Raw genomic sequence first — 18,007 nt, 5'->3', positions numbered from 1 at the left:
GACCCTGGAGCAAGTGCATTCGCGAACGTAAGGATCGACTGCTGTGAGCAAGGTCCCCACCATCACCCTGAACAACGGCGTCGAGATGCCCCAGCTGGGCTTCGGCGTGTGGCAGGTCGCCGACGACGAGGCGACCGCCGCCGTCTCGACCGCCCTCGAAGCCGGGTACCGCAGCATCGACACCGCCGCCATCTACGAGAACGAGACGGGCACCGGCAAGGCGCTCGCCGCCTCCGGCATCGCCCGTGACGAGCTGTTCGTCACCACCAAGCTGTGGAACAGCGCGAACGAGACGTGGACGCGCGACAACGTGCTGCGGGAGTTCGACGCCTCCCTGGCCAAGCTGGGCCTCGACTACGTCGACCTCTACCTCATCCACTGGCCCCGGGCCATGCGTGAGGACTACCTGACGATCTGGCGCGCCTTCGCGGAGATCGCCGAGAGCGGCCGCGCCAAGGCGGTCGGCGTGTCCAACTTCCACGCGCCCCAGCTGGAGCGCGTCATCGCCGAGACCTCCCTGGTCCCGGCCGTCAACCAGGTCGAGCTGCACCCCAACTTCCCGCAGACCGAGCTGCGTGCCGTCCACGCGCGCCACGGCATCGTCACCGAGGCCTGGTCCCCGCTGGGCCAGGGCCGCGGCCTGCTGGAGGACCCGGTCCTCGCCCGCATCGGCGCCAAGCACGGCAAGTCGGCCGCCCAGGTCGTGCTGCGCTGGCACCTCCAGGTGGGCAACGTCGCCATCCCGAAGTCGGTGACGCCGTCCCGCATCCGGGAGAACTTCGACGTCTTCGGCTTTGAACTGGACGCCGACGACCTCGCGGCGATCAACGGCCTCGACACCGGCACCCGGCTCGGCCCCAACCCGGACGAGTTCGACTGGAGCTGACCCGTTCGGCCGGTCCCGCGGGGCTCGCGCGCCCCACGGGACCGGTCGTCAGCGCGCCCCGTGCCCCGGGGCGACCGCCTCGATCCTGCGGGCCAGCTCCACGTCCAGCCCGGTGACCTTGCCGCCCACGCTGTGGGTGTTGACCGCGACGGTCACGGTGTTGTACCCGAGCGTCAGATCGGAGTGGTGGTTCAACTCCTCCTGGATCTGGGCGATGTGAACGACCATCGCCACCGCCTGGAAGTGCCCGTCGAAGGAGTAGCGGCGGGTGATCCGGTCACCGTCCGTGGACCAGCCGGGGAGCTCCTGGAGGCGGACCTCCACGTCCTTCTGCGAGAGCGGTTCGACTGCCATCGCACATCCCTTCGTCCTCGTCGTCCCACCAGCGTCCCACGAGGCGGCAGCGCTTTCACGCCAATGTGCGGCGGATGGCACGGACGCGTCGGCGGCGCCCTTCCGGGACCCGAGGGACTCTCTTATGCTCCTGCGCCGGACATGACACGTATCTGGGGTGGCAGGGGGCTGTGGCATGGCGGAACGCGCACGCAATCGCACACGCAGAGGGTTCATCGGCGGCGCGGCGGCCGTCACGGCGACGGCGGCGCTCACCGGGACGGCCCACGCCGCGCCCCGGCCGGCCGCCGGAACCATACGCAAGGGGAGCGCGGGACGGCGCGTCGCCGTCCTCGGGGGCGGTGTCGCCGGGCTCACGGCCGCCCATGAACTGGCCGAGCGCGGCTTCGAGGTGACGGTCTACGAGCGCAAGTCCGCGCTCGGCGGCAAGGCGCGCAGCATGGACGTGCCCGGCAGCGCGAAAGGCGGGCGCAAGCCCCTGCCCGGCGAGCACGGCTTCCGTTTCATCCCGGGCTTCTACCGCAATCTCCCCGACACCCTGCGCCGCATCCCGTTCAAGGGCAACAAGAACGGCTGCCACGACAACCTCGTGCCCTCCAGCGAGGTCATGCTGGCGCGCACGGGCGGCCGCGAGGACATCCGCATCCCCTTCGCCACCGTCGGCACGCTTCCCCCGGTCCTCACCCCGGACGCGCTGCTGCGCGCGCTGACGGCCTACTGCGAGACGTTCTCCAGGCTGCGGGCGCATGAGATCGCGTACTTCGCGAACCGGCTGCTGGTCTGGTTCACCAGCAGCGAGCGCCGCCGGCTGGAGGCCTGGGAGCGCGTCCCGTGGCTGGAGTTCACCGGTGCCGCGCGGATGTCGGCCGACTACCGGCAGCTGCTGGCCATCGGCATCACCCGCAACATCGTCGCGACCAAGGCCGAGGTCGCCAGTACCCGGACCGTCGCGACCTGCGTCGAGGCCTTCCTCTACAACGCGCTGGGCCGGGGCGCCGACGGCGAGCCCGACCGGGTCCTCGACGCTCCCACCAACGAGGCGTGGATCGACCCGTGGATCGCCCATCTGCGCTCGCTGGGCGTCGTGTTCCACACCGGCTGGTCCGTGCGGGACCTGCGGCTGGAGGGCGGGCGGATCACCGAGGCCCTGGTCGAGGACGCGAGCGGCACCCGGCAGGCGGTGACCGCGGACCACTTCGTCTCCGCGATGCCGGTCGAGCACGCCCGGCTGACCTGGAACGAGAGCGTCCGGGCGGCCGATCCCCGGCTGGCGCGCTGCGACAGGCTCAAGACGGACTGGATGACGGGCATCCAGTTCTATCTCACCGAACCCACCCCGATCATCCACGGCCACATCAACCACATCGACACACCCTGGTCGATCACTTCCGTCAGCCAGGCCCAGTACTGGCGCGGCCGGGACTTCCGGGCCGACTACGGGGACGGCACGGTCGCGGACTGCCTCTCCGTGGACGTCTCCGAGTGGGAGCGGCCCGGCATCCTCTACGGCAAGCCCGCCAAACGCTGCACCCGCGAGGAGGTCGCCCGCGAGGTCTGGGCCCAGATGAAGGCCGGGCTCAACGACACCGGGCGCACGGTGCTGCGCGACGCGACGCTCCACTCGTGGTTCCTGGACCCGGCCGTGGAGCTGGACGGCACCCGCGCGAACAACGACGAACAGCTCTTCATCCACCCCACCGGCACCTGGTACGACCGCCCCGAGGCCCGCACCGCCATCCCCAATCTCTTCCTCGCCGGGGACTACGTGGCCGTCGACATCGACCTGGCCACCATGGAGGGCGCCAACGCCGCCGCGCGCACCGCCGTCAACGCCCTCCTGGAGGAGACCGGCTCCCGCGCCGAACGCTGCTCCGTCACCCCCCTCTACCGGGCGCCGGAGCTGGAGCCGTTCCGGCGGCAGGACGAACTCCGCCACCGGCTGGGCCTGCGCAACGTCTTCGACCTGGGTTAAAGGTTCTTACACGCTTTTGCCGTCGCTCTGCCGTGGCAGCGAAATACGCCCGGCAACGTTGTGCCCGCACCCGATACGACAGGAGTGGGCGATGACGTACAAGAGCACGGCCCGGCGCGTGGGTCTGGCGGTGAGCATGACGGCGGTGCTGGCCTCGGTACTGCCGACGGCGGCCGCCACCGCCTCCGCGACCAAGGTCGGCCGGGCGGCCGCGCCGGTATCCGGCTGGTGCCCGGCCGTGGACGGGCACCGGGTCGACTGCGGCCGGCTGGACCGCCCGCTCGTCGCGGGGAAGCCGGAGCTCGGCGAGGTCGGGGTGAGTTACGCGGTCGTACGCCACAGCGCGCCCGGTCCCGCCGAGGGCACCGTCGCCGTCAACCCGGGCGGCCCCGGCGAGACCGCGATCGAGAAGGCCGAGGCGTTCGCCGGGGGCCTGGAGGGCCTGCTGAAGGACCACGACCTGCTGCTCGTCGACCCGCGCGGCACCGGGGCCTCGGAGCCGGTCCCGTGCGGGGTCACGGACGCCGAGTACCGCTTCGGCACGCGAACTCAGCAGCGGGCTGCGGTCGAGCGGTGTGCGAAGAACCTCGGCCCCAAGGCCGCCGGTTACACCTCGGCGGCCACCGCCGACGACATCGACGCGATCCGCGACCGCCTCGGAGTGGAGAAGCTCAGCCTGTACGGGCTGTCCTACGGCACCTACCTGATGCCGGTGTACGCCTCCCGCCACCCCGAGCACGTACGCGACATCGTCCTGTCCGGGGCCTTCCCCCTCGCGCTGGACCCGCTGGCGCGGCCCAGCGCCCAGGCGGTCTCGTCGAACCTGCGCCGGGTGTGCGAGCGCGGCGTCCCCGCCGCATGCGACGGCGAGCAGGCCGTGAAGGACCTGGCCACCACCGCCGCGCGCCTGCGGGACCGGCCCATCACCGTGCCGATCACCACCGAACATGGCGTCTACGAGAAGCAGTTCACCGAGGACAAGCTAGCCAACCTGCTCTTCGAGTCGGCCAGCAGCGGGGTCGGCCACGAGCCGGAGAAGCCCTCGCTGCTCGGGCAGCTGCCCCACGCCCTCGACCGCTTCGTCAAGGGCGACGCCGGCCCGTTGCGGAAACTGGTCCAGGAGGAGGGGAGCACGGGCAGCACGGTGGACCAGGCGCCGTACATCGCGGTCACCTGCAACGACTACCGCAAGGCCTGGTCGAAGGACGCACCGCCGTCGGTGCGGTGGCGCCAGTACGACGCCGCGCTGGCCTCCGTACGCCCCGGTGAGCACGGGGCGTTCAGCGCCAAGGGCTTCACCGAGGGCACCACGGACGCCGGCGACGTGTGCATCGGCTGGCCGCGTGAGCACACCCCCGACCCACAGCCCACGAAGCCCGCGTTGCCCGGCGTCCCGGTCCTCGTGCTGTCCGGCGACCTCGACGCCAACACGCCCGACGCGAGCGGAAAGAAGGCCGCCGGGCAGTTCCGCGACAGCCGGTTCTTCTCGGTCCGCAACACAGGACACGTGCCCGAGCTGGAGCCGAGCGGCTGTGTCACCGGGGTCTCCTCGCACTTCATCCGCACCGGCGAGCCGGGCGACACCTCCTGCCTGCGCGACCTCCCGCCGATCGCCGTCACTCCGGTCCACGGCTGACAGCCGGTGACGGGCACTGACGGGCCGGTGCCGTGACCGCGTCCGCCGCCGACGAAGATGATCACATGACGGATGAAACGGGGCACCGCCGGACGGTGCTGGTCGCCGAGGACGACCCGGGAGTGCGCAGCACCCTGGACCAGTTGCTGCGCTTCGAGGGCTACCGGGTGCTCCTGGCCTGCGACGGCCTGGAGGCGCTCGGTCTCCTCGAACAGGAGCGGCCCGACCTGGCGGTGGTGGACGTGGTCATGCCAGGCCTCGACGGCCTCGGCCTGTGCCGGATGCTGCGCAGGCGCGGCGACCGGCTGCCCGTCCTGGTCCTGACGGCCCGCCATGAGGTCGGCGACCGGGTGGCGGGGCTCGACGCGGGCGCCGACGACTACCTGGCCAAACCGTTCGCGACCGAGGAGCTCTTCGCCCGTATCCGCGCGCTGCTGAGGCGCACCGACCCGGCGGAGGACAGCGGGTCCCTGACGGTCGCGGACCTCACCCTGGCCCCCTCGTCCCGGCGGGCGTTCCGCGGTGAGCGGGAACTGGACCTGACGAAGACCGAGTTCGACGTGCTGGAACTGCTGCTGTCCCACGCGGGCGCGGTCCTCGGCCGGTCGCGGATGTACGAGCGCATCTGGGGCTTCGATTTCGACACCACGTCCCGCTCCCTCGACGTCTACATCGGCTATCTGCGCCAGAAGACCGAACAGGGCGGCGAGCCCCGGCTGATCCACACCGTCCGCAACGTCGGTTACACGATCCGGCCCGCGTGATGCTCAGCGCGCTCCGCACGCTCCGTACGAAGGTCACCGCTGTCGTCGCCGTGGCCGCCGCGCTCGCCATCTCCCTCGCCGCGTTCATGTCGTACCGGGGTGTGAGCGCCCTGGTCGCCGATGAGCTGGAGCGGGGCCTCGACGACCGCGCGACCATCGTCGTCGGCCTCCTCGCCGCCGGCCTGACCCCGCCCGCCCGGCCGGACATGATCGAGCAGATCGTGTCCGGTCAGGGGGCCGTGAGGCCGCTGGCACCCGGCCGCGACACCCTGCCGGTCCCGCCGGACGCGCTGCGCGTGGCCCAGACGGGGAAGGGGGCGAGCCGCGCGGACGTCGTCGTCTCCGGCACCGAGTACGGCACCCTGACCAGGCCCCTGCCCGGAGGCGGGGCGGTCATGGTCGGCCAGAGCTACGAGGGGGCCGCGCGCGTCGACGACCAGTTCCTGTGGCGGATCTCCTGGACGACCGCGGCGGCTGTCGGCTTCGCGGCGCTCCTCGGCTGGCTCGTCCTGGGGCGGATCCTGCGGCCGGTCCGCCGGCTGGCCGGCGCCACCGCGCGCATCACCACCACGCAAGACCTCGCCACCCCGCTGCCGCCCGCCGGGTCGGACGAGATCGGCCAGCTGACGCGCAGCTTCGAGCACATGCTCGCCGCGCTGCGCCGCTCCCGCGCCCAGCAGCAGCGGCTGGTCCAGGACGCCGGCCATGAGCTGCGGACGCCGCTCACCTCGGTGCGCGGGAGCGCCGAGCTGCTCCAGCGGGCGCGCGGCAGGCTGGCCCCCGAGGACGAGGAGCAGATCCTCGCCACCCTGGTCACCGAGGCAGCGGCTCTCGACGACCTGGTGCGCGAGCTCGTCGAGCTGGCCACCGACCGCCACTCGGACGAGGAGCCCGAGGCCGTCGACCTGACCGTGGTCGCGGAGGACGGCGTGCGGCGCTGCCGCCTGCGGACCGGGCGGGTCGTCCTCGTCGTCGAGGACGAGGCGAACCCGCCGGTGCCGGTGCGCGCCCGGCCGCGCGCGCTCCAGCGGTGCGTCGACAACCTGCTGAGCAACGCGGTGAAGTTCAGCCCCGAGGGCACGCCGGTCGCCGTGCGCGTCGGCGGGGGCAGGCTGGCCGTACGGGACCGGGGGCCGGGCATCGCGCCCGGCGAGGAGCACGCCGTCTTCGACCGCTTCTACCGCGGCCCCCGCACCCAGGCGACGCCCGGCTCCGGCCTCGGTCTGGCCATCGTGCACGACATCGTCACGGCGGACGCGGGAACGGTCTTCGCCACCACGGCGGCCGGCGGCGGCGCGGAGGTCGGCTTCGTCCTCCCGCCCCACGATCAGGACGCCGTGAACGGCCCGTCGGCACGCAGGCGTTCCCGCAGAGCCGCGCGGGTTGTGGCCGGGCCGTGACGCAACGGTCTCCCGGACCCGAGTGCGCGGGTCCGGGAGACCGTTCGTCCTCACCCTGCCCCAGGAGGGGCCGGGGCCGCGACGACCTCGGAGGTCATGGGCGCGTCGGCGGACCCGGAAAGGGACTCAGGACCGCAGCGGGCCCTCGCAGGTGAAGCCGGCGGTGCCCGCCGTGCCGTCGGACCAGATGTCGACGGAACCGAAGGAGCAGTTCATGTCGGCGAGGTTGTTGGCGGCCGGGGCCGCGCGGTCGAGGATGAAGTAGTCCACGGTGCCGGACATGTCGCTGAAGACCCGGTCGGGGCTGCCGGAGTCCGAGAGGTTGGCGGTGATCCGGCCCGTGCAGGTGAAGCGCGGCTTGCCGGTGGTGTCGCCGTTCCCGGCGCAGTCGGGGGTGATCCCGGTGGCGCTCGCGAAGGCCGCGCCGACCCGGTCGGCGGCGGCGTGGGTCAGCGAGCCCACGGGGGTGTAGTGGGTGTCGGGGACGTAGAGGTGGTCGACGTCGCGGATCTCCTCGTCGAGGAAGGCATCGTACTCGCGCTGGATCGTTGTGTCCCGGCCCATGCGGGTGCGCCAGGCGTCGAAGCCCTTGGGGTCGTCGGCGCGCTCGTATCCGTACATCTCCCGCAGCAGGGAGGGGTGTTCGCGCCACAGGAACTCGAAGAACGTGCCCGCGTAGTTGTAGAAGCGGAAGCCGTCGCCGTCGTAGGTGGCGTGGAGGAACCGGTCGACGGTCATCCGGGGCTTGCCGCCGGCGGTGTCGGCGATGATGCCCTTGACCAGGGACTTGCGGACCTTGATGCCCCCGTCGCGGGTGGCGCCGTCGAAGAACTCGGCCGTGCCCTCGTCCATGGCGGTGGTCAGGTCGCCCTGGTACCAGGGGCCTTCGCCGAACATGCCGGGGACGGCCCAGCGGCCGTTGAGGTAGTGGGTGTACTCGTGGCGGAAGAGCTCCTCGAGGGTGAGGCTGGAGTCCTGGGGGACGCGGCGCTGGTAGGTGTAGAAGGTGGCGCCCTGTTCGATGTAGACGCCGCCGTTCTTGGTGCCCATGCCGGTCAGGAGGGGGTGCAGCACCTCGTAGTCGGCGCGTGAGGCGTAGAGGTGGATGTGCAGGGTGGCGTTGGGGTCGCCGGTCAGCGGGACGTCGGTGCCGAGCACCCGGAAGAACTGGGCCTTGACCTGCTTGCTCGCGTAGTAGAGCTGGTCGACGGTGGCCTGGTCGAGGGCGGTGCGGACCTCGATGCCGCCCTTGTCGTAGGTGTAGGTGCGCGGGAAGACCCGGGCCTCTATCTGGGGCTTGCAGACATTGTAGGGCGCGCACGCCTCATAGGTGTTGAGCCAGGTGGCGAGGGAGGCCCAGGGAGCGCTGAGGTCGCCGAAGTTGGTCTCGGCGGTCTTCAGCTGCGCGCCGAGGTCGGCGGTGATCGCGGGGCGCAGGCCGTCGATCTGGCCGAAGCGCCCGTATTCGCTCAGGGCGTCGCGGACGGTCCAGGCGTTGGCCGTGCCCTTGAGGTGGGTGTGGCCGGAGAAGGCGCGGAAGGCGGCGCGATAGCCGGGGTCGGCGGCCACGGCCCGATGGAAGGCGGTGTCCTTGTTGCCGGGGTAGACGCCGAGGTAGTTGACGGTGAGGGCCGCGAGGGCGGCGCCGCCCCAGGCGGGGTCGGCGGCGGTGGGCCGGCCGGGGCCCATGGTGGCCAGCACCTTGGGGACGAGGCCGAGTTGGTGCTGACGCAGGCCGGGCGCGCTGCCGGCGGTGAGCGCCTCGCGCAGGGTCTCGGCGTTCTGCCGGGTGGGGTCGAAGGTGCGGTCGGCGGTGCCGTACGCGTCCGTGGCGCGGCGCATGGCGTCGACGGTCGCGGGGTCGGTGAGGTCGATCTCGTCGTGGGAGAAGTCGTGGAAGACGGCGGCGTGGAGGTAGGTGAAGAGCTCCAGTAGGTGGCTCGCGTCGTCGCCGGTGTGCCGGGGGGCGAGCTCGGCGGCGCGCCGGGCGACGGCCTGGACATGGGCACGGGAGAGGACGGGGACGAGGCGGGCGTCCCAGCTCCAGATGAGGCCGCGCAGACAGCCGTCGGCGGTGACGGCGGGGTCGGTGAGGAAGTCGGCGAGCTGGTCGGGGCCGAGCCGGGTGATGCCGTCGAGGGTGCAGGGGGTCGAGCCGCGCAGGGCCGGGGCGGCGGTGGGTCTGCCGGGTCTGTCGGGTCTGCTTTGCGCGAGGTCGCCGGGTATCCGGCCGGGTTCGCCGCGCTCGCCGCCGGGGACGAGGGTGCGGGTGGTCTGCCGGGGCGGCGCGGCGAGCCGGTCGACGTCGTCGCGGGGGTCGTGGACCGGGGCCGTACCGGTGGCGGTCCCGGAGGCGGACGTGGGGGTGGATGTGGGGGGCGGGGCGGATGGACGGGCGGGCCCGGCCTGGGCCGCCTGGGCCGTCGGCAGGGCCAGAGCGGCCGCCAGGGCGGCGGCGAGCAGCCCCTTGCGCACTGTACGTAGCGCGTACACCGGTTCTCCTCAGGGGGGTTGATGTTGCGTCAGCTACGAGGTGATGCGCGCCGTACCATAGTAATGTGACATTTCACTGACAACCCATAGGACCGCCATGGGCGAACTCTCGACCGACCGTTGATTCTTGACCGGTCGTTCTCGATACGCCTAGGATCGGCGATGTGGCCAGGACCAAGGAATTCGATCCGGACGCCGCCCTCCAGTCGGCTCTTGAGCTGTTCTGGGAGCGCGGCTACGAGGCGACGTCGATGGCGGACCTCGTGGAGCGCCTCGGCATCGCCCGGGCGAGCCTCTACTCGACGTTCGGCGGCAAGCACGACCTCTACCTCAAGGCCCTGGAGCGCTACGGCGAGCAGCAGAACCCTCGCATCGTGGCGGAGCTGTCCCAGCCGGGCCCGGCCCTGCCGGCCGTCCGCGCCCTGGTGCGCCGCTTCGCGGCCGAGGCGGCCGGCGACGCGCCGCGGCGCGGCTGCTTCGTGACCAATACGGCCGTCGAGCTGGGCCCGCGCGACCCGGCCGCCGCGCGCCGGGTCGAGGAGGCCTGGCACCACATGGAGACGGCACTGACCTCGGCCCTGATACGGGCCGCCGCCCAGGGCGAACTCCCCGAGGATCGCGACCCGGTGGCGCTGGCCCGGATGCTCCTGGTCCTCCTCCAGGGCCTGCGCGTGACCGGCCGGCTCGACACCGCGCCGGCCCTGCCGCGGGACGCCGCCGAGCAGGCGCTGACCCTGCTGGACTGACGCCGCGAGGAGCCCTTCCCCGCCCCTCCCGGCCCGCTTTTGTACCCAAATTCAAGACCGATCGTTCTTTTATCTTTGTTTCTGTTATCCGAGGAGTCATCGACATGACCACGCGTTTCTCCGGCAAGGCCGTCCTCGTCACGGGTGGCGGGACCGGCATCGGGCGGGCCATCGCCCTCGCCTTCGCCCGGGAGGGCGCCCGGGTGGTGGTCGCGGGCCGGCGCGCCGAGCCGCTCCGGGAGACCGTCGCCGCCATCGAGGCGGCGGGCGGCGAGGCCACTGCCGTCACCGCCGACGTGACCCGCCCGGCCGACGTCGAGGCCCTGGTCGAGCGGACGGTGCGGCGGTACGGCGGCCTCGACGTGGCCGTGAACAACGTCGGTGTGCTCACCCCGCCCGCGAAGGTCGCCGACATCCCGGAGGACGACTGGCAGACCGTGCTGACCACCAACGTCACGGGCGTCTGGCTGTCGATGAAGCACGAGATCGCGCACATGCGGGCCAACGGCGGCGGCGCCATCGTCAACATCTCGTCCAACCTCGGCGCCCACAAGCGCGTCCCGGGGCTCGGTGCGTACGCCACCAGCAAGGCCGCCGTCTCCGCGCTGACCCGCAGCGCCGCCCTCGACCACATCGGCGAGGGGGTGCGGATCAACGCGGTGAGTCCCGGCCCCGTCGACACCCCGATGTCCTCGCGCCCCGGCGAGTCGGCCCGTGACAAGGCCGAGCGGATGGCCCGCGACGTCCCGGCCGGCCGAGCGGGCAGCCCGGAGGAGATCGCCGCCGCGGTGCTCCACCTGGCTTCCGACGAGGCGGGCTACACGGTCGGCACGGAGCTCGTCCTGGACGGCGGCGTCACGGCCTGAGAGCGGACAGAGCGAACAGAGGAAGGGGCGGGCCCTCGGGCCCGCCCCTTCCTCGTACATCCCGCGTCCCGCGTCCCGCTTACGCGACCAGCTCAGGCTCCGGCTCGGCGGACTTCTCCGCCGCCACGGGCTCGCCCGCGCCGTCGGCCTCGGCCTCGGCCGCCGCCGGGCGGCGGGCCGCCATCCAGGCGTAGACGAGGATGCCGGCCAGGAGGAACAGCCCGCCCTGGTAGACCGCCGCGTAACCGGCACCGGCCACCAGCCAGAAGGAGAAGCCGAACCCGCCGAGCGCGAAGACCATGTCCCGCGTGAACCGGCCCGCGTGGACCTTGTCGCGCTCGCCCTTGAGCAGGAAGTACACCTGCGCGGCGGTGGCCAGGAGGTAGGGGACGGTCGCCGAGAAGGTGGTGATGAGGACCAGGATCTCGAAGACGCCGCCCGAGCCGGAGACGTAGTTGATGATCGTCAGCAGCGAGGCGAGCACCGCCGCGGCGAGCACGCCCGCCGTCGGCACGCCGCGCTTCTTCTTCCCGAACATCGCCGGGAACAGCCCGTCCTTGGCGGCCGCGTAGGGCATCTGGGCGCTCATGAGCGTCCAGCCGTTGAGCGCGCCCACGATGGAGACGACGGCGGCGAAGGCGATCAGTGTGCCGCCCCACTCACCGCCGAACATCGCGTCGACCGCGTCGGAGAACGGCGCCGTGGACTTGGCGAGCTTGTCGTGCGCGACCGTGCCGAAGACCGCCACCGTGCCGAGCAGGTAGACCACGGCGGCACCGATGGTGCCGAACACGCTGGCGCGGCCCACGTTGCGCTCCGGGTCGCGGACCTCGCCCGCGCTCATCGCGGCGGACTCCACACCGATGTAGCTGTAGAGCAGGATCGCCGCCGAGGCGGACAGGCCGCTGGCCCAGCTGCCACCGCCCTCGCTGAAGGAGCCGAGGTTCTTCGGGTCGAAGAAGAAGAGGCCGGCGACGGCGACGAAGAACAGCGGGATGAACTTCAGCACCGTGGAGACCACCTGCACCGCGCCCACCCAGCGGGTGCCGGCGAGGTTCGCCAGCGCCGGGAGCCACAGCATCAGCAGGGCGATCACCAGGTCCGTGCTCTTCGAGGACGAGCCACCGGTGAGCACATGGAAGTAGCCGACGCCGGCGACGGCGAGGGCCGCGTTGCTGACCCAGGTCATCGTCCAGTACGACCAGGCGGACAGGAACCCGGCGAAGTCGCCGAACGCCGCGCGCGCATAGACATACGGTCCGCCGGTGTGCGGATGGCGCTCGGCGAGCCGCCCGAAGACGAGGGCGAGGGCGATCGCTCCGATCGTGAGCACACCGAAGGCCAGCAGGCTGACGGTGCCGAACGGGGCGACCGAGGCGGGCAGCAGAAAGATGCCCCCGCCAATGATGTTGCCCATGACCAGGCAGATGGCCGTGGGGAGGCCGAAGCGGCGTGCGGGAGTGCCGTCGGTTTCTTGCATGGAAGGGTGCGCCTCTCGTACTGCGGGCAGGTCGCTGATTCTGTGGCGACTTCGCATGACTGTGCAAGAGCACAGGTATGTGCGACAGCACATATTGACCGCACTGTGAGATGGCGCAAAATTGAAGTTTTTTGTCCCGCGAGGTGCGCCCGGCGGCCGCAAAAGGTGTTGTGATCACCGCCGCGCACCGTGATTCGTCCACCGTCGCGCGATCAAGCGGAACGGGCGGTTCGCGTTCCGCGAGCGGGGGCGCGGCCTTGCCGGGCACCCTCCGGGGACGGTCAGCCGCCCTCCTCCGGGGCGGGCCCCTCGGCGGCCTCCCCGGTACGGTCGAGGGTCGGGTCCAGCGCGGAGTCGTACGTCCCGGACCCCCGGCAGTGGGCGCACTGCCCCGCGCGGTGGACGGTGTCGGCCGGACCGACGAAGGGGTCGGGGCCCGGGCAGTACGCCAGCGCCCGCGTCCCGTACCCGGAACCGTGACACCACTGACAGGTCCGCCCCGACGGATCCGGCCCGGACGGGGATGTGCGCTCACTCACGCTCGATCACGCTCACTCACCGGGCGTCGCCCACCGATCACCGTTGGTGCGCCCCAGCCTAGATCCCGGGGACCGCCGCGCCGGGCCCGCGCCGGATGTCACCCGAACGGGTTGTGCCGCCCATAGGACACCCATAGGACGCCCATAGGAGGGGACACCTCTGGGCAGGACGCCTGAAAGGGCCTCTTCCCAGACCTGGCACCCAGTGCCAGACTCGGGGGATGATCAAGCGATCGCCCGAAGCGGCGGACCACGTCTGGACGTTGCTCGGCGGGGATCCCGCGCTCATGGCCGCCGTGGAGTACGGCGGCCCGGAGACGGCCCTCCCCGCCCGTCTCCCGGTCCGGGAGACGGCCCGGGCCACGGTGGCCGTCTGCGCGCTGGCCGCCGCCGAACTGCTCGCCGCCCGGCGCGGCGGGCCGCCGCCGCGCGTACGCGTCGACGACGGCGCCGTCGAGACGGCGTTCGCCAGCGAGCGCCACATACGCCGCGACGGCCGCGCCCCGGCCTCCTTCGCCCCGCTCTCCCGCTTCTGGCGCACCGCCGACGGCTGGGTGCGCACCCACGCGAACTACCCCCACCACCGCGCCCGCCTCCTCGCCGCCCTCGGGCTGCCCGACCCGGGGCCGGACGCCGACGCCGCGCCCCTCGTCGAGCGGGTCGCCGCCGAGCTGGCGGGCCGGGAGGCCGCGCGGGTGGAGGAGCTGGTGTACGCGGCCGGCGGACTGGCCGTCGCCGTGCGCACCCCCCACGAGTGGGCCGTCCACCCGCAGGGCGCGGCGGTCGCCCGGCGCCCGCTGCTCTCCCTGGAGCGGATCGGCGAGAGCCCCGTCCGCGAGCTGGGGGCGCCCTCCGGGGCGCTGCCCGCCGAGGGGCTGCGCGTCCTCGACCTCACCCGGGTCCTCGCGGGCCCGGTCGCCACCCGCACCCTCGCCCTGCTCGGCGCGGACGTCCTCCGTATCGACTCCCCCTCCCTGCCGGAGAGCCAGGAGCTCCACGACGACACGGGCGCGGGCAAGCGCTCCACCGTCCTGGACCTGGCCCGCCCCGCCGACCGCGCGGTCTTCGAAGAGCTGCTGGCCACCGCCGACATCATCGTGACCGGCTACCGGCCCGGGGCGCTCGACCGGCACGGCCTGTCCCCGCAGGCCCTCGCCGAACGGCGGCCGGGCCTGGTCGTCGGCCAGCTGAGCGCCTGGGGCAGCTACGGGCCGTGGGGCGAGCGGCGCGGCTTCGACAGCCTGGTCCAGGCCGCCTGCGGCATCGCCGCCACCGAGACGGGCCCCGACGGCGGCCCCGGCGCGCTCCCCGCCCAGGCCCTCGACCACGGCACCGGCTATCTGCTGGCCGCCGCCCTGCTGCGCGCCGTCACCGAGCAGCGCGAGACCGGCGGCACCCGCCTGGCCCGCTTCGCCCTCGCGCAGACGGCGGCCTGGCTGACCCGCGACGTGCCCCACGACGACGGCGTACCCGAGCCCGGCGGCGACGGCCACGACCCCGCGCCCTGGCTGGCCGAGGGAGAGGGCCCGCTCGGGCGGCTGCGGTACGCGCTGTCGCCCGTGGAGTTCACGGGCTCCCCGCGCGACTGGGCCCGGCGGCCCGGCCGCTGGGGCGCCGACGCCCCCGTGTGGCTGTGAGAGAACCCCCGGAGCGAACCCCCGAAGCCAACCCTCGAAGCGAAAGGGAGACCGACGCGTGGCCACCACCATCCGCCGAGCCGTGCTGACCCTGCCCGCGGCCTCCCCCGGCCCGGAGAACCCGCTGCCGCAGCTGGGCACCCGCGGCGACGTCCACCGCCTGGACCGCGCCGCCATGGCGGGCCTGCCGCCCGCCATGGCCCGGCGGATGCGCCACGCGCCGCTGCGCTCCCTGCTGCCCGTACGCCGCCGCGACGACTACACCCGCACCCGGATCCCCACCGACCTCGACGCGATCGTCATCGAGAACGACCGGCTGCGCGCCACGGTCCTGCCGGGGCTCGGCGGCCGGGTGCACTCCCTCGTCCACAAGCCGACGGGCCGCTCGCTGCTCTACTCCAACCCCGTCCTCCAGCCCGCCGGCTTCGCCCTGAACGGCGCCTGGTTCTCCGGCGGCATCGAATGGAACATCGGCGCGACCGGCCACGGCACCCTCTCCGTCGCCCCGCTCCACGCGGCCCGCGTGCCCGCGCCCGACGGCGGCGACATGCTCCGGCTGTGGGAGTGGGAGCGGCTGCGCGACCTGCCCTTCCAGGTCGACCTGTGGCTGCCGGACGGCTCCGACTTCCTCTACGCCGGTGTGCGCGTCCGCAATCCGCACCACCGCGCCGCGCCCGTCTACTGGTGGTCCAACACCGCCGTGCCCGAGGGCCCGCGCACCCGGGTCCTCACCCCCGCCGAGCGGGCCTGGCACTTCGGCTACGACCGCGCCTCCCTGCGCCGGGTGCCCGTCCCCCACTGGGACGGCGCCGACCGGACGTACCCGGCGGACGGCACCCGTCACGCCGACTACTTCTACGACCTCCCCGACGGCGAACGCCGCTGGATCGCCGCGCTCGACGGGGACGGCCAAGGGCTCGTCCAGACCTCGACCGACGCCCTGACCGGCCGCAAGCTCTTCCTGTGGGGCGCGGACGAGGCCGGGCGGCGCTGGCAGGAGTGGCTCACCGAGCCCGGCACGGGCGGCTACGCCGAGATCCAGGCGGGCCTCGCGCCGACCCAGCTGGAACACGTCCCCCTGGAGGCGGGCGGGGAGTTCGCCTGGCTGGAGGCGTACGGGCCGCTGGCGGCCGACCCCGCCGCCGTCCACGGCACCGACTGGGCGGCGGCGCGGGCCGAGACCGCCGCCCGGCTGGAGGCGGCGCTGCCGCGCGCCGCGGTGGACGCCGCGTACGAGGCGTGGCGCCCGTACGCCGACCACGAGCCCAAGGAGACGCTGGCCACCGGCTCCGGCTGGGGCGCACTCGAGGTCGAGCGGGGGCGGCTGGAGCTGCCGGGGACGCCGTTCCCCGTGCTCGGGGACGCGGCCGGTGCCCAGCAGCGGCCCTGGCGGGCGTTGCTGCGCACCGGCACGCTGGGCGAGGAGGGGCCGGAGCCCGGCCCCTCCCTGGTCTCCCCCGCCTGGCGGGAGCTGCTGGAGACCACCGGGCCGGGCCCGCACGCCTCGTACCACCTGGGCGTCGCCCAGTGGCAGGCCGGCGACCGCTCGCAGGCCGTCCGCAGCTGGGAGCACGCGCTCCGGCAGGGCATGGGCTGGCCGGCGCGGCGCGCGCTCGCGGCGGCGGACGTGGAGTGCGGGCATCCGGAGCGGGCCGCCGACCGCTACGCGCGGGCGGTGGCGGAGGCCGACGAGGCGGGTGCGTCCCGGGCCGCGCGGACGGCGCTCGCGCGGGAGGCGATCGAGGCGCTGCTGGCGGCCGGACGGGCGGAGGACGCGGCGGCGGTGCTGGCCGGGGTGCATCCCGCCGCGCGGGCGCGGGGGCGGTTCCGGTTGCTGGAGGCGCGGATTCTTGAGGCGCGGGGGGATACGGCGGGGGCCAGGGCGATCCGCGATGCCGGGGTCGAGGTCGAGGACCTCGGTGAGGGAGAGACTTTCCCCTAGCCCACGCCCCCGGTCCTCAAGCGCCGGACGGGCTGACTTTGTCAGCCCGTCCGGCGTTGTGCTCAACCCGCCCGGCGGTCGACGTACTCGAATACCGATCCGTCCGGGTGACGGGCCACCAGGTTGCTGCCGATGGGCGTCCGCACGGGGCCCGCGATGATCTGCGCGCCCACCGCGAGCAGATCGGCGAGGGCCTCGTCGACGTCCGTGACGGCCAGCGTGGCCGTGATGTTGCGCAGGACGGAGAGTTCGGCCTCCGGTCCGCTCATCAGGAAGAAGCAGCCGACGGCCGCGACCGAGACCCCGCCGCGCCGGAAGCGCTGTGCCTCGGCGCCGGTCAGCCGTTCGTACACCGCGATCGCCGCTTCCAGATCGCTTACGCACACCCTTAGCGAAGTCCCCAGAATGTTCATGAAAAACAGGCTAGTTGACCCGGCAGAGCAGTTCGCCGTGGAGCACCGAGAACCACGCGTCCTCGTGACGCCCCCACTCGTGCCAGGCCTCCGCGATCGCCGCGAGGCCCGCCCGGTCCGTGTGGCCGCCCTCGACGGCGTGGCGGGCGTACGGGTCGGAAAGGGTGCGGTCGGCCCACAGGCCGCTCCACCAGGCGCGTTGCTCGGCGCCCGTGTAGCACCAGGCGCCCGCCGTGGCGGTGACGTCGGTCAGTCCGGCCCGCCGGGCCCAGGACACCAGCCGGCTGCCGGCGTCGGGTTCGCCGCCGCCGGCGCGGGCGACGCTCACGTACAGGCGCTGCCAGTCCTCCAGGCCGGGGACGCGCGGGTACCAGGTCATCGCCGTGTAGACGACGTCGCGGACGGCGACGATCCCGCCGGGGCGGCACACGCGGCGCATCTCGCGGAGGGCGGCCACCGGGTCTTCGAGGTACTGGAGCACCTGGTGGGCGTGGACGACGTCGAAGGAGCCGTCGGGGAAGTCCAGGGCGCGGATGTCGCCGACGGTGAAGTCCACGTTGGACACGCCTCGTTCGAGGGCGACGGCGCGGGCGGTCTCCAGGATGCCGGGGGCGGCGTCGAGGCCGGTGACCCGGCCCCGGTGCGCCAGGGTGGCCAGGTCGGCGGTGATGCTGCCGGGGCCGCAGCCTATGTCCAGGATCCGGTGGTGCGATCGGAGTGAAGGCAGCAGGTAGGCGGCGGAGTCGGCGGCCTTGCGGCGGCCGTGGGAGCGCAGTACGGACTCGTGGTGTCCGTGGATGTAGACGTTCTGTCGTTCCGGCATGGCGGCCCGTTCCCTTCGCGACGTCGTGAAGTGGTGTTTCCACCGTAGGCCGTTCT

Annotated in this window: 15 protein-coding genes; 9 read left to right on the top strand and 6 right to left on the bottom strand. The window is 73.2% G+C overall.

Annotated features, from left to right (window positions below; genetic code table 11):
* Nucleotides 1–43 precede the first annotated feature (43 nt).
* Nucleotides 44–886 carry an aldo/keto reductase gene (locus tag RM609_RS08510; protein WP_311609285.1) on the top strand — a complete coding sequence of 281 codons (843 nt, stop codon included), beginning with the start codon at nucleotides 44–46 and terminating at the stop codon, nucleotides 884–886.
* A 48-nt stretch (nucleotides 887–934) separates the two neighbouring features.
* On the opposite strand, the gene RM609_RS08505 is transcribed toward RM609_RS08510, so the two are convergent.
* Nucleotides 935–1,240 (bottom strand): 4a-hydroxytetrahydrobiopterin dehydratase, encoded by a 306-nt coding sequence (locus RM609_RS08505; RefSeq protein ID WP_311609284.1) that lies wholly within the window; start codon nucleotides 1,238–1,240, stop codon nucleotides 935–937.
* Between the two features lie 175 nt (nucleotides 1,241–1,415).
* On the opposite strand from RM609_RS08505, the gene RM609_RS08500 reads away from it, so the two are divergent.
* The 4 genes from RM609_RS08500 (at nucleotide 1,416) to RM609_RS08485 (ending at nucleotide 7,012) form a co-directional block, all read left to right on the top strand.
* Nucleotides 1,416–3,212: a hydroxysqualene dehydroxylase gene (locus RM609_RS08500; RefSeq protein WP_311609283.1), complete on the top strand. Its 1,797-nt coding sequence runs from the start codon at nucleotides 1,416–1,418 to the stop codon at nucleotides 3,210–3,212.
* Nucleotides 3,213–3,303: 91 nt separating this feature from the next.
* Nucleotides 3,304–4,848 carry an alpha/beta fold hydrolase gene (locus RM609_RS08495; RefSeq protein ID WP_311609282.1) on the top strand — a complete coding sequence of 515 codons (1,545 nt, stop codon included), beginning with the start codon at nucleotides 3,304–3,306 and terminating at the stop codon, nucleotides 4,846–4,848.
* Nucleotides 4,849–4,913: 65 nt separating this feature from the next.
* Entirely contained in the window at nucleotides 4,914–5,612 is a 699-nt protein-coding gene (locus tag RM609_RS08490) for a response regulator transcription factor (protein WP_311609281.1), read from the top strand.
* Complete coding sequence (locus RM609_RS08485) at nucleotides 5,612–7,012, top strand: HAMP domain-containing sensor histidine kinase (protein ID WP_311609694.1); 1,401 nt, start codon at nucleotides 5,612–5,614, stop codon at nucleotides 7,010–7,012. Before RM609_RS08490 ends, RM609_RS08485 begins: the two co-directional genes overlap by 1 nt.
* A gap of 126 nt (nucleotides 7,013–7,138) precedes the next feature.
* Here RM609_RS08485 and RM609_RS08480 read toward each other — a convergent pair whose 3' ends face one another.
* Nucleotides 7,139–9,505 (bottom strand): collagenase, encoded by a 2,367-nt coding sequence (locus RM609_RS08480; RefSeq protein WP_311609278.1) that lies wholly within the window; start codon nucleotides 9,503–9,505, stop codon nucleotides 7,139–7,141.
* Between the two features lie 164 nt (nucleotides 9,506–9,669).
* On the opposite strand from RM609_RS08480, the gene RM609_RS08475 reads away from it, so the two are divergent.
* Both RM609_RS08475 and RM609_RS08470 read left to right on the top strand, forming a co-directional pair.
* Nucleotides 9,670–10,251, top strand: coding sequence for a TetR/AcrR family transcriptional regulator (locus RM609_RS08475; protein WP_311609277.1), 582 nt, complete (start codon nucleotides 9,670–9,672; stop codon nucleotides 10,249–10,251).
* A gap of 104 nt (nucleotides 10,252–10,355) precedes the next feature.
* On the top strand, nucleotides 10,356–11,117 hold the full coding sequence (locus RM609_RS08470; protein ID WP_311609276.1) for an SDR family NAD(P)-dependent oxidoreductase: 762 nt from the start codon (nucleotides 10,356–10,358) through the stop codon (nucleotides 11,115–11,117).
* A 79-nt stretch (nucleotides 11,118–11,196) separates the two neighbouring features.
* Here the strand turns inward: RM609_RS08470 and RM609_RS08465 are convergent, their stop codons facing one another.
* Nucleotides 11,197–12,597 carry an amino acid permease gene (locus RM609_RS08465; RefSeq protein ID WP_311609275.1) on the bottom strand — a complete coding sequence of 467 codons (1,401 nt, stop codon included), beginning with the start codon at nucleotides 12,595–12,597 and terminating at the stop codon, nucleotides 11,197–11,199.
* 281 nt (nucleotides 12,598–12,878) lie between these two features.
* Nucleotides 12,879–13,136, bottom strand: a complete 258-nt coding sequence (locus RM609_RS08460; protein WP_311609274.1) for a hypothetical protein — start codon at nucleotides 13,134–13,136, stop codon at nucleotides 12,879–12,881.
* 221 nt (nucleotides 13,137–13,357) lie between these two features.
* Between RM609_RS08460 and RM609_RS08455 the strand changes: the two genes are divergently transcribed.
* Nucleotides 13,358–14,773: a CoA transferase gene (locus RM609_RS08455; protein ID WP_311609273.1), complete on the top strand. Its 1,416-nt coding sequence runs from the start codon at nucleotides 13,358–13,360 to the stop codon at nucleotides 14,771–14,773.
* Between the two features lie 58 nt (nucleotides 14,774–14,831).
* A complete protein-coding gene (locus RM609_RS08450; RefSeq protein WP_311609271.1) occupies nucleotides 14,832–16,715 on the top strand; it encodes a DUF5107 domain-containing protein in 1,884 nt (627 codons plus the stop codon).
* Between the two features lie 62 nt (nucleotides 16,716–16,777).
* On the opposite strand, the gene RM609_RS08445 is transcribed toward RM609_RS08450, so the two are convergent.
* Both RM609_RS08445 and RM609_RS08440 read right to left on the bottom strand, forming a co-directional pair.
* Nucleotides 16,778–17,128 carry a VOC family protein gene (locus tag RM609_RS08445; protein WP_311609270.1) on the bottom strand — a complete coding sequence of 117 codons (351 nt, stop codon included), beginning with the start codon at nucleotides 17,126–17,128 and terminating at the stop codon, nucleotides 16,778–16,780.
* A gap of 10 nt (nucleotides 17,129–17,138) precedes the next feature.
* The gene (locus tag RM609_RS08440; protein ID WP_311609269.1) at nucleotides 17,139–17,951 is read right to left on the bottom strand and encodes a class I SAM-dependent methyltransferase; all 813 of its coding nucleotides are present in this window, start codon (nucleotides 17,949–17,951) and stop codon (nucleotides 17,139–17,141) included.
* Between the last annotated feature and the right edge of the window lie 56 nt (nucleotides 17,952–18,007).

The organism is Streptomyces hesseae, assembly GCF_031845785.1.
Taxonomy (GTDB): domain Bacteria; phylum Actinomycetota; class Actinomycetes; order Streptomycetales; family Streptomycetaceae; genus Streptomyces; species Streptomyces hesseae.
This window is presented reverse-complemented; position numbering and strand designations above follow the sequence as displayed.